Genomic DNA, 11,464 nt, shown 5'->3' with positions numbered 1-11,464 from the left:
CGGCGTCACGCACGTTACGTCAATGGGCCCCCGCCGGGGAAGACCCTTCGTGCACCCTCTGTTCAGCGATTTCTCCCCCGGGCTCCATCGGGTTGGTCACGTCGTCGTCCTCACCTCGTTTGCCGATGTGGTTGAAGACGAGGTTGAGAAGCACGGCCGCGACACAGCCCGTGGAGATGCCCGAGTCGAGGATGATCTTCGCGGTCTCCGGGAACGCGTGGTAGAACTCCGGCGCCGCGATCGGGATGAGGCCCACGGCCAGGGAGACGGCCACGATCAGGACGTTGTTGTCGCGCTCCAGGTTCGCCTTGACCAGCGTCTGGATACCGCTCGCCGCGACCGAGCCGAAGAGGACGACACCCGCGCCGCCGAGCACCGGACGCGGTACGACGGCGATGAGCGAGGCGGCCATCGGGCACAGGCCCATCAGGACCAGGAAACCGCCGCCCACGGCGACGACGTACCGGCTGCGGATCTTCGTCATCGCGACCAGGCCGATGTTCTGCGCGAACGCGCTGCACATGAAGCCGTTGAAGAGCGGGCTGAGCGCCGAGCCGAGAGTGTCGGCGCGCAGACCGGCCGCGATGGTCTTCTCGTCGGCGGGACGGTCCACGATCTCGCCGAGCGCCAGCATGTCGGCGGTGGACTCGGTCATCGAGACCACCATGACGACACAGAGGGAGACGATCGCCGCCGCCGCGAACTGCGGGGCGCCGAAGTGGAACGGCGTCGGGAAGCCGATGACGTCCGCGTCGCCGACCGGGCTGAAGTCCGTCACGCCGAACGGGATCGCGATGAGCGTGCCGACGACCAGGCCCAGGAGTACGGCGATCTGCTTGACGAAGCCGGTGGTGAAGCGGCGAAGGAGCAGAACGATCACGAGCGTGAGGCCCGCGAGGCCCAGGTTCTTCATCGAGCCGTAGTCGTCGGCGCCCGGTACCGGCCCCTGTGCCCAGCCGAAGGCCACCGGCATGAGCGAGATGCCGATGAGTGTGATGACCGTGCCGGTCACCACCGGCGGGAAGAAGCGGACCAGCTTCGAGAAGAACGGCGCCGCGATGAAGCCGAGGACTCCCGCGACGATGACCGCGCCGAAGATGATCGGTAGCGCGTCGTCCTTGTTGTCGGTCGAATCGACGACCGCGAGCATCGGGGCGACGCCCGCGAAGGTGACGCCGTTGACGAAGGGCAGCCGGGCGCCGATCTTCCAGATGCCGAGCGTCTGGAGGAAGGTGGCCAGGCCCGCGGTGAACAGACAGGCGCCGGTCAGGAAGGTGAGTTCCTTCGGCGAGAGGCCGATCGCCGCGCCCACGATGAGCGGAGGGGCGACGACGCCCGCGTACATGGCCGCCACGTGCTGGAGGCCTGTCGTCGCCATCTTGAGGGGCGGGAGTTTCTGGTCGACGGGATGTATGGCGCTCTCGCCGTCGACTTCGGATGGGTCTGGGGTGGTTCCTGAGGTGGTTCCTGGGGTGGTGCCTTGCTTGGTGAACCTGGGCTGAGTGGCCACTGTGGCTCCTCCGGTTGTTTTCCAGTACGGGCCGCATTGCCGGCACTTTTCGCTTCTGGGAGGTGGTGCGTGGTGCAAGGACTTGCTCGGTATGAAGTTGTGGGTGTGCGCCCAGGTAGTGCTGACCGCCCCGGGAACGTGAAGCTTTGGGCCACGTTCCGGGGCGGCACTTGAGCAACCCGCTCGGCTGCTCAAGTCCGGTCAAGGGCCGTCCCCCCTGACCGGAGTTCTTGGGGTCAGGCCTCGGCGGAGATCCGCGCGAGGCGCTGCGCCTCGTCCCGCGCGGAGCGGGCGATGGCGTCCTCGTCGACGTGCAGCAGGCGGCCGTCCTCGACGATCGGGCGGCCGTTGACGAGGGAGAGCGTGACCGGGGCCGCCGCGCCGAAGATGATGGCGGTCACCGGGTCGGCGATCGAGGAGTGTCCGATGCCGTCGATCTTCCAGAGGACCAGGTCGGCGAGCTTGCCCGGCTCGAGCGACCCGATCTGCGTGGAGCGGCCCAGGACTTGGGCGCCGCCGAACGTTCCGAGGCGCAGGGCCTGACGGGCGTTCAGGGCGGCCTCGCGGTGTGCGCCGAGGCGGTTGATGAGGAGTGCGTTGCGCAGCTCGGTGTGCAGTTCGCCGGACTCGTTGGACGCGGTGCCGTCGACACCGAGGCCGACGGGGACGCCCGCCTTGAGCATGTCGGGGACGCGGGCGATGCCTGCGGCCAGACGTGCGTTGGAGGACGGGCAGTGCGCGACTCCCGTGCCGGTACGGGCGAATGCGGCGATGTCGGAGTCGTTCATGTGGACGCAGTGCGCCATCCACACGTCGTCACCGAGCCAGCCCGTCGACTCGAAGTAGTCGGTGGGGCCCATGCCGAACAGTTCCTTGCAGAACTGCTCCTCCTCTACGGTCTCGCTGCCGTGGGTGTGCAGACGTACACCCTTGGCGCGCGCCAACTCGGCGCCCTGCTTCATGAGTTCGGTCGAGACCGAGAACGGCGAGCAGGGGGCGACGGCGATCTGGGTCATCGCGTCGAAGGAGGCGTCGTGGTGCTTGTCGACCGTGGCGGCGGTCGCGGCGAGCGCGCCCTCCAGGGTCTCGACGGCGAAGTCCGGCGGCAGGCCGCCGTCCTTGACGCTGCGGTCCATGGAGCCGCGGGCGAGGGTGAAGCGGACACCCATGTCGCTCGCGGCGCCGATGATGGCGCCGGAGAGGTCACCCGAGTTCTTCGGGAAGACGTAGTGGTGGTCCATCGCGGTGGTGACGCCGCCGCGGGCCATCATGCCGAGCGAACCCTGGGCCGCCGCCGTCACCATCTGCTCGTCGATGCGCGCCCACGTCGGGTACAGCGCGACGAGCCAGTTGAAGAGGTTGTGGTCGGTGGCAAGACCACGGGTGATCCACTGGTAGAAGTGGTGGTGCGTGTTGACCAGGCCGGGGGTCACGAGGTGACCGGTCCCGTCCACGCGGCGTACGACGTTCTGAAGGCCTTCGGGGGCCTTTCCCGCGCCGATGGACTCGATCTTGTTGCCCGCGACGACGACGTGTCCCGATGCGTACTCGGTGTCGTCGGCGTCGACGGTCGCGATGGCACAGTTCTCGATGACGATGCGCTGCAGGTCTGCCGGTGCTGCCATGGTGCTTCTTCCTTCTCTTGATTGTGGCGATGTGGGCACGGCATGACCCTAGGAAGATTTGAGTGCCGCGGCCGCGGGGCTGCGGGTGCCGAGATGGTTGAAGAACAGGTTGAGCAGGACCGCGGTCAGCGCTCCCGCACTGATTCCGGAGCCGAGGACGGTCTGTGCCCAGGCCGGGAATTGTGCGTAGAAGGTGGGCGCGGCGAGCGGGATGATGCCCGCTCCGAGCGCGACGGCCACCAGGATGATGTTGGAGCTGTCGTCGAGGCCCGCCTCGGAGAGCGTACGGATGCCGCTGACCGCGATGGAGCCGAAGAGGACGATGCCCGCGCCGCCGAGAACCGGCATCGGTACGAGGCTGACGACCGCGCCGAGCATCGGGAAGGCGCCGAGCACGATGAGGGCGCCGCCCGCGACGGCCACGACATAGCGGCTGCGCACACGTGTCAGGGAGACTACGCCGACGTTCTGCGCGAAGGCGGAAGTGGGGAAGCCACCGAAGACGGGTCCGATGAGCGTCGCGATGCCGTCCGTGCGCAGGCCGCGGGTGATGGTCCTGCCGTCGCTCTTGCGGTCGCAGATCTCGCCGAGGGCCAGCATGCCGGCCGACGACTCGGTCATCAGGACCAGCATCACGATGCAGAGCGAGAGGATCGCGGCGGGCTGGAACTCCGGGGCCCCGAAGGCGAAGGGCGTCGGGAGCGCCGCCACCGGAGCGGACTTGATGGCACTGAAGTCGGCCATCCCGAACGGGATCGCGGCGAGCGTTCCGATGAACAGGCCCAGAAGCAGGGCGACTTGCTTGAGGAAGCCGCGTCCGAACCGCTGGAAGACAAGGATCACGGCGAGCGTGAAGGCGGCGAGCGCGAGGTACTTCATGGCGCCGAAGTCGGCGGCGGTCTTGTCGCCGCCCTGTGCCCAGGTGACGGGCACGGGCATCAGCGTCACGCCGATGAGGGTGATGACGACGCCGGTGACGAGCGGCGGGAAGAAGCGCAGGAGGCGCCCGAAGAACGGGCCGACCGCGAGGCAGAAGATGCCCGCGACCATCACCGCGCCGTAGATGGCCGGGAGTTGATGGCCTTTGGCGCTGTTCTCGGCGATGGCGAGGATGGGTGCGATGCCCGCGGACGACGCGGCGTTCACGAAGGGGAGCCGGTTGCCGACGAAGCCCTTGACGCCGAGCGTCTGCAGGATCGTGGCGAGTCCGGCGATCAGCAGGCTCGCGGCGATGAGGCGCGTCTGCGCGACCGTGTCCAGACCACAGGCCTGGCCGATGATCAGCGGCGGAGTGACGACGCCCGCGTACATGGCGGCGATGTGCTGGAGTGCGGCAGGGACGAGCCGCGAGGGGTGGAGCTTCTCGTCCACCGGGTGACAGGCGGGAGTTGACTCACCGGTGGTTGAGTCGCCGTCGGCCATGTCCGATGGGGTGGAACACGGGCCTTTCTCCGACCCTTTTGCAGGCTGTGCCATTGCTGCTGTTCCCTCCGGTGTGGCGCGCCCCCGTCCGCTGCGGACGGGCGGGGGCGCGCGTCCCGTATCAGAGGTTGGTCATGTCGACCGGGATCTTCGGCTGGACCCCGTCCCTGAGAACCGTGGCCTCGATGAGGCCGTAGGGGCGGTCCGCCGCGAAGTAGACCTCGTTGTCGTTCTTCAGCCCGAAGGGCTCGAGGTCCACCAGGAAGTGGTGGTTGTTCGGCAGCGAGAAGCGGATCTCGTCGATCTCGCTCCGGCTGTTGATGACGCGCGAACCCATTTGGTAGAGGGTCTGCTGCAGCGAGAGGGAGTACGTCTCGGCGAAGGCCTGCAGGATGTGCTTCTTGGCCTGGTCGTACGACTTCTCCCAGTTGGGCATCCGGTCCGCGTCGCTGGTCCAGTTGTAACGCCAGGCGGCGGAGACGTCGGTGCACAGGATGCGGTCGTACGCCTCCTTCAGCGTCGTGTACTTGTCCTTGACGTAGCCCCAGAACTCCGAGTTGGTGGAGTTCATGACCGTGAGGTCCTTGAGCCCGGAGATGATCTCCCAGTTCTCACCGTCGAAGGTGATCTGCGTGGTGCGCAGCTCCTGGCCCTTGCGGGCGAAGGAGTGGTTGACCTCGTCCGAGCCGATGAACCTGGAGTTGTTGTCCGAGGTCGCGATGCGCTCCCAGGTGTACTCCTGGATGCGGATCCGCGCGACCTTGATCGGCTCCTGGGACGTCACGAAGTGCCGGGCCAGGTGGATGCCGAACTGCTCGGCGGACTCGATGCCGTACTCCTTGGCGAACGCGTACACCGTGTTCTTGGTGGTGTCCGTCGGCAGGACGTTGGCGTTCGAGCCGGAGTAGTGGACGTCCTCCATGTCGCCGGAGAGCGCGACCGAGACGTTCAGGTCCTTGATGTGGTGGGTGTCGCCGTCCCGCGTGATCTTGACGACGCGGTTCTCTGCTTTGCCGTACTGGTTCTGGCCGAGAATCGTGGGCATGTCTGCTAGCTCCCTCGGTAAACGGAGTAGCCGAACGGGTTGAGCAGCAGCGGTACGTGATAGTGCTCGCCCGGGTTGACGGCGAATGTGATCGCCACCTCCGGGAAAAACGCACCGCTGTCCCTTACGCGGGGGGCGTCCTGCTGCGCCTCGGCTTGCTTCTTCGTGTCACTGCGCTGGTTGGTGGAGAAGTACTCCTCGACCTCGAAGTCGAGTCGTACGTGGGTCGTGCCCTCCGGCAGTGCCGGGAGGTCCTTGCAGCGCCCGTCCGCGTCGGTCGCGGAGCCACCGAGCGCCACCCACTCGGCGTCACGGCCGCTGCGGGCGGTGAGCGAGATGGAGACGCCCTCGGCGGGGCGTCCGACGCTGGTGTCCAGGATGTGCGTGGACACCGAGGCGGTGGTGTCAGTGCTCATCAGTCGTTGTCCTCTTCTACTTCTACGAGACGGGTCAGCCGGATGCGGTTGATCTTCCCGAGTTCGGTGCGCACGATTTCGCGCTCCGCCTCGGCCGTGTTGCCGATCCGTGCCTTCATCGCGTCGCGCATCTGCTCACCGGTGGCCCCGGTGGCGCAGATCAGAAAGACATGTCCGAACCGGTCCTGGTAGGCCAGGTTCAGTTCGAGCATCTCGGCCTTGAGCTCCTCGGAGGCCCCCGCCATGCCGCGCTGTTCGCGGGACGACGTGGGGTCCCCGGGCTTCGGGCGGCCGATCGGCGGGTGCCCGGCCATCGCCTCGGCCAGATCCTCGGCGGTCAGCTCGGCCATGGCGGCGTCACTGGCGGCGAAGAGGGCTTCGACGGTGGGGAAAGGGCGCTGGGAGAGCAGTTTGCTTCCCCAGGCCGATGAGGCGCAGGCCTCGTGGAGGGCGGCGGTGGCCGCGCTCTCCGTCAAGGCGTTGAACCGGGCTGGGCCCGGCGTCGAGCTCGAAGTCACGGGTGCCTCCGTGGCCATACGGCCTTGTGCTGGACGGGCTGCGGATAGCTAACGCCAGCCGAAACACCACGTCAACACTTTGTTGAAAACTTCGAGTAACAAAGGCCACCGTCCGGTTAACGGACGGTGGCCTTCAGCAGCTCTCTGACCTGCGAGGTATCCGGCAGGTCAGGTGGAGCGGTTGAGGTAGTTGTACACAGTGAAGCGTGAGACGCCGAGCGCGCCGGCGACCGTCTCCACTCCGTGCCGCACGGCGAAGGCGCCTCGCGCCTCGAGTATCCGTACGACTTCCTGCTTGGCCTTGCGGTCGAGCTCCGACAGCGGCATCCCGCGCTTGCGCTCCAGGGCGAGCAGGATGTGGTCGAGGGAGTCCGCGAGCTGCGGCAGGCGTACGGCGATCACGTCCTGGCCCTCCCAGGCGAGGACGACGTCGTCGGTGCCCGCCTGGTCGGGGGGCACCATTTCGCCGCCCATGGCGTCCACGAGCGGCTTGACGGCGGCCACGAAGGGGTCGTGGCCGTCACCGGGTCCAGGTCCGGGTCCGGGTCCGGGTCCGGTCATTCGATGGCCTCCCCCGACTCTCCGAGCACGTTCACCTGGAGCGAGACGCGGGTCGCGCCCGCCTCCAGGGCCTGGCGCAGCAGCGCGTCGACGGCGGTCAGGACCTCGTCGGCGCCGCCCTCCGCGGTATTGCCGAAGGGGCCGACGTCCACGGCGTCGAGGCCGGCCCCCTGGATGACGTCGCGGGCCACCACCGCATGGGCGGGCGCCTCGTCCAGGTCGAAGGGTTCGGTCGTGAACTCCACTCTCAATCGCACGCGCACAACCTACTGCCGCGCGGCGATTTTCCGGCAGCCCCCTCTTGACAAGCACGGATCCTCGACGGCAATCTTCCATCAGACAGAAATTAACTTCCGCAATACGGAAGGAGCGCGGAAGCCCCATGGGATACTCCGACCAGCGCTTCAATGTGAACCTGTCGATCCTCTTCACGGAACTCCCGCTCCTGGAGCGCCCCGCGGCTGCCGCCGCGGCGGGCTTCACGGCGGTCGAGCTGTGGTGGCCCTGGGTCGACGCCCCCACCCCCGAGCAGTCCGAGCTCGATGCCCTCCGGGCCGCGATCACGGACGCCGGCGTAGAGCTGGTGGGCCTGAACTTCTATGCCGGGCAGCTGCCGGGCCCGGACCGCGGCGCCCTGTCGATCCCGGGCGAGGAGAGCGAGAAGTTCCGCGCGAACCTCCCGGTGGCGGCGGACTTCGCGAAGTCCCTCGGCTGCAAGGCGCTCAACGCGCTGTACGGCAACCGGGTGGAGGGGGTCGCCCCCGCCGTCCAGGACGAACTCGCCCTGGAGAACCTGGTGTTGGCGGCCCGCGAGGCCGACCGTGTGGGTGCGGTGCTCCTTGTCGAGGCCCTGAACAAGCCCGAGTCGCCACGCTGCCCGATCGTCAGTGCGGATGCGGCGATCGCCGTGGTGGACAAGGTGAACTCCGCCACCGGGCTCGGTAACGCGAAGTTCCTCATGGACCTGTACCACCTGTCCATGAACGGTGAGGACCTGCCGGCCGTCATCGATCGGTACGTGGCCCAGACCGCGCACGTGCAGATCGCCGACAATCCTGGCCGTGGGGCCCCGGGCACGGGGTCGCTTCCGCTGGAGGAGCTGCTTGATCAGCTCCGTAAGGCCGGATACGAGGGGTACGTCGGGCTGGAGTACAAGGCCGGTGACCGGCCTAGCGCCGATGCCTTCGGCTGGTTGCCGGCTGCGGACTAGGCCGCCGCTTCGCGGCGGATTTTCCCGCCCGCCCCCAAGCTCTTAAGGAGCAGGGGGGACCCCCCTCCCGATTGCCCCGCATCACCCCGTAGCTAGAAAGGCTCCCCCATGAGCAACCTTCCCAAGATCGCGTGGATCGGACTCGGCATCATGGGGTCCCCCATGTCCGAGAACCTGATCAAGGCTGGTTACTCCGTCACCGGCTTCACCCTTGAGCAGGACAAGCTGGACCGCCTCGCCGCCGCCGGCGGCTCCGTCGCGAAGTCGATCGCCGAGGCCGTCAAGGACGCCGACGTCATCGTCACGATGGTGCCCGCCTCTCCGCAGGTCGAGGCCATCGCGTACGGCGAGAACGGCATCCTGGAGAACGCGAGGTCCGGCGCACTGATCGTCGACATGTCGTCGATCACCCCGCAGACCTCCGTCGACCTGGCCAAGGCCGCCAAGGACAAGGGCATCCGCGTCCTCGACGCCCCCGTCTCGGGTGGCGAGGCCGGTGCCATCGAGGCCGTCCTCTCCATCATGGTCGGCGGCGAGAAGGCCGACTTCGACGAGGCCAAGCCGCTCCTGGACGCCCTCGGCAAGACCATCGTGCTGTGCGGTCCGCACGGCTCGGGGCAGACCGTGAAGGCCGCCAACCAGCTCATCGTCGCCGTGAACATCCAGGCGTGCGCCGAGGCAGTCGTCTTCCTGGAGAAGTCCGGGGTGGACCTGACCGCCGCCCTGGACGTCCTGAACGGGGGGCTTGCGGGCTCGACCGTCCTGACCCGCAAGAAGGACAACTTCCTCAAGCGCGACTTCAAGCCCGGCTTCCGGATCGACCTGCACCACAAGGACATGGGCATCGTCACCGACGCCGCCCGCAATGTCGGTGCCTCGCTCCCGGTCGGCGCCGTGGTCGCCCAGCTCGTCGCCTCGCTGCGCACGCAGGGTGACGGCGGCCTCGACCACTCCGCGCTCCTTCGCGGCGTCGAGCGCCTCTCGGGCGCCGAGCTCTAGGAAGCCCTTCAGGCTCCAAGAGCTCCTCCAACTTCCGGGCCGCGGCGGCGCTGACACCTGTCCTGTCGCGCCCAGGCGTCGCCGCGGTCCGGAACTCAAGCCTCGTCCCGAGCAAGCGAAGAACAACCGAACAAGCCCCACCCAAAACTTCAACAAACTGTTGACGTAGCTGTTCAGGCGTACTTACGCTCGCGTCACCTCAGCAGTTTCAGTAGTCCGTACGGAAGGTCAACCCCGCCACCATGTCGAAGCGTGTGCTCACGACCGAGTCCGGCGCCCCCGTCGCCGACAATCAGAACTCCGCCACCGCCGGCGTCGGTGGCCCGCTTCTCCTCCAGGACCAGCACCTCCTCGAGAAGCTCGCGCGCTTCAACCGCGAGCGCATCCCGGAGCGTGTCGTGCACGCCCGTGGTTCCGGTGCCTACGGCTACTTCGAGGTGACCGACGACGTCACCGCGTACACCTCGGCCGACTTCCTGAACACCGTCGGCAAGCGCACCGAGACGTTCCTGCGCTTCTCCACGGTGGCCGACAGCCTCGGCGGCGCGGACGCGGTCCGTGACCCGCGCGGCTTCGCGCTGAAGTTCTACACCGAGGAGGGGAACTACGACCTCGTCGGCAACAACACCCCGGTCTTCTTCATCAAGGACCCGATCAAGTTCCCCGACTTCATCCACTCCCAGAAGCGCGACCCCTTCACGGGCAAGCAGGAGCCGGACAACGTCTGGGACTTCTGGGCGCACGCCCCCGAGGCGACGCACCAGGTGACGTGGCTGATGGGTGACCGCGGCATCCCCGCGTCGTACCGCCACATGAACGGCTACGGCTCGCACACCTACCAGTGGACGAACGAGGCGGGCGAGGCCTTCTTCGTGAAGTACCACTTCAAGACGAACCAGGGCGTACGCAGCCTGTCGGCGGAGCAGGGCGCCGAACTGGCCGGCAAGGACGCGAACTCGCACCAGACGGACCTTCTGCAGGCCATCGAGCGCGGCGTGAACCCGTCCTGGACGCTGCACGTGCAGATCATGCCGACAGCGGACGCGGCCGACTACCGCTTCAACCCCTTCGACCTGACGAAGGTGTGGCCGCACAGCGACTACCCGCTGCAGCGCGTGGGCCGCCTGGTCCTGGACCGCAACCCCGACAACGTCTTCGCCGAGGTCGAGCAGGCCGCCTTCTCCCCGAACAACTTCGTTCCGGGCATCGGCCCGTCGCCCGACAAGATGCTGCAGGGCCGCCTGTTCGCCTACGCGGACGCGCACCGCTACCGCCTCGGCGTCAACCACACCCTGCTCGCGGTGAACGCGCCGAAGGCGACTGTCGCGGACAACTACGGCCGTGACGGCCTGATGGCGTCCAACGCGTACGGCCGCGACCGCAAGAACTACGAGCCCAACTCGTACGACGGCCCGGCCGAGACCGGTCAGCCGCTCTCCGCGCCGCTGGCCGTCAATGGCCACACGGGCACGCACGAGGCACCGCTCCACACCAAGGACGACCACTTCTTCCAGGCGGGTGAGCTCTACCGCCTGATGTCGGCCGATGAGCAGGCCCGTCTGGTGGCGAACATCGCGGGCGGCCTCTCGCAGGTCACCCGTGACGACGTCATCGAGAAGAACCTGGCCCACTTCCACGCCGCCGACGCCGAGTACGGCAAGCGCGTGGAGGAGGCTGTCCGCGCCCTGCGCGAGGACTAGAACTTCCCAGCTGCGCCGGAGAATTGACGGGAGGTCAGCTCTCCGGCGCTGCGCCCGCACCATCACGGAACCCGGATGAGGGGTGGTCCCGTGGTGTACGGGCCGGATGAGGACCGCGGCGGCTCTGCGAGCCAGTGCGGTGGTTAAGGCCCTGTGGCCCTCTTCTCGACCTGAGAGAAGAGGCACCCCGGAGTCATTCGCAGCCGCCGCGGTCCCAGCCGAGAATCCGGGCCCCTGGGCCCCTGGGCCCCCACAGACTCCGCCCGGTAGCGCGTATGCATGTTCCGCCAGTCGCGCGCGGTCGGGCGGCTACAACTCCTCGGCCAGAGCGGCGAGTACGGACCGTCCCGTACTCGCCCCTCTTCATTTTCTGCGACAGCCTCGTGGCTGGTCGCGCAAATCCCCCCCCCCCCAACGGGGGCCAAAGCAACAACAAGCCCGGCGCCCCCGTTGGCACC

The 11,464-nt window shown here is 67.8% G+C and carries 11 protein-coding genes; 3 read left to right on the top strand and 8 right to left on the bottom strand.

Features of this window, described 5'->3' with window-relative positions:
• Nucleotides 1–19: 19 nt before the first annotated feature.
• From ACFQ7F_RS21055 to ACFQ7F_RS21020, 8 genes are all read right to left on the bottom strand, one after another.
• Complete coding sequence (locus ACFQ7F_RS21055) at nucleotides 20–1,378, bottom strand: nucleobase:cation symporter-2 family protein (RefSeq protein WP_383272605.1); 1,359 nt, start codon at nucleotides 1,376–1,378, stop codon at nucleotides 20–22.
• Nucleotides 1,379–1,746: 368 nt separating this feature from the next.
• Nucleotides 1,747–3,135: an 8-oxoguanine deaminase gene (locus ACFQ7F_RS21050; RefSeq protein WP_383272524.1), complete on the bottom strand. Its 1,389-nt coding sequence runs from the start codon at nucleotides 3,133–3,135 to the stop codon at nucleotides 1,747–1,749.
• Nucleotides 3,136–3,183: 48 nt separating this feature from the next.
• Nucleotides 3,184–4,611 (bottom strand): nucleobase:cation symporter-2 family protein, encoded by a 1,428-nt coding sequence (locus ACFQ7F_RS21045; protein ID WP_383272523.1) that lies wholly within the window; start codon nucleotides 4,609–4,611, stop codon nucleotides 3,184–3,186.
• Between the two features lie 67 nt (nucleotides 4,612–4,678).
• The gene (gene pucL, locus ACFQ7F_RS21040) at nucleotides 4,679–5,602 is read right to left on the bottom strand and encodes a factor-independent urate hydroxylase (protein ID WP_383272521.1); all 924 of its coding nucleotides are present in this window, start codon (nucleotides 5,600–5,602) and stop codon (nucleotides 4,679–4,681) included.
• 5 nt (nucleotides 5,603–5,607) lie between these two features.
• On the bottom strand, nucleotides 5,608–6,018 hold the full coding sequence (uraH, locus tag ACFQ7F_RS21035; RefSeq protein WP_383272519.1) for a hydroxyisourate hydrolase: 411 nt from the start codon (nucleotides 6,016–6,018) through the stop codon (nucleotides 5,608–5,610).
• A complete protein-coding gene (gene uraD, locus ACFQ7F_RS21030) occupies nucleotides 6,018–6,536 on the bottom strand; it encodes a 2-oxo-4-hydroxy-4-carboxy-5-ureidoimidazoline decarboxylase (RefSeq protein ID WP_383272517.1) in 519 nt (172 codons plus the stop codon). The genes uraH and uraD overlap by 1 nt, the downstream gene beginning before the upstream one ends.
• A 168-nt stretch (nucleotides 6,537–6,704) precedes the next feature.
• Nucleotides 6,705–7,097 (bottom strand): helix-turn-helix domain-containing protein, encoded by a 393-nt coding sequence (locus ACFQ7F_RS21025; protein WP_383272515.1) that lies wholly within the window; start codon nucleotides 7,095–7,097, stop codon nucleotides 6,705–6,707.
• Entirely contained in the window at nucleotides 7,094–7,354 is a 261-nt protein-coding gene (locus ACFQ7F_RS21020) for a thiamine-binding protein (protein ID WP_383272513.1), read from the bottom strand. The genes ACFQ7F_RS21025 and ACFQ7F_RS21020 overlap by 4 nt, the downstream gene beginning before the upstream one ends.
• 125 nt (nucleotides 7,355–7,479) lie before the next feature.
• Between ACFQ7F_RS21020 and ACFQ7F_RS21015 the strand changes: the two genes are divergently transcribed.
• The 3 genes from ACFQ7F_RS21015 (at nucleotide 7,480) to ACFQ7F_RS21005 (ending at nucleotide 11,006) form a co-directional block, all read left to right on the top strand.
• Nucleotides 7,480–8,307, top strand: a complete 828-nt coding sequence (locus ACFQ7F_RS21015) for a TIM barrel protein (RefSeq protein ID WP_383272511.1) — start codon at nucleotides 7,480–7,482, stop codon at nucleotides 8,305–8,307.
• A 108-nt stretch (nucleotides 8,308–8,415) separates the two neighbouring features.
• A complete protein-coding gene (locus ACFQ7F_RS21010; protein WP_383272509.1) occupies nucleotides 8,416–9,306 on the top strand; it encodes a 2-hydroxy-3-oxopropionate reductase in 891 nt (296 codons plus the stop codon).
• A gap of 242 nt (nucleotides 9,307–9,548) precedes the next feature.
• Entirely contained in the window at nucleotides 9,549–11,006 is a 1,458-nt protein-coding gene (locus tag ACFQ7F_RS21005; protein WP_383272507.1) for a catalase, read from the top strand.
• Nucleotides 11,007–11,464: the final 458 nt, after the last annotated feature.

Origin of the sequence: Streptomyces sp. NPDC056486 (genome assembly GCF_042795295.1) — a bacterium.
In the GTDB taxonomy this organism is placed as follows: Bacteria; Actinomycetota; Actinomycetes; order Streptomycetales; family Streptomycetaceae; genus Streptomyces.
Note: the sequence above shows the minus strand (reverse complement) of the source record. Positions and strands in the feature narration are given on the sequence as shown.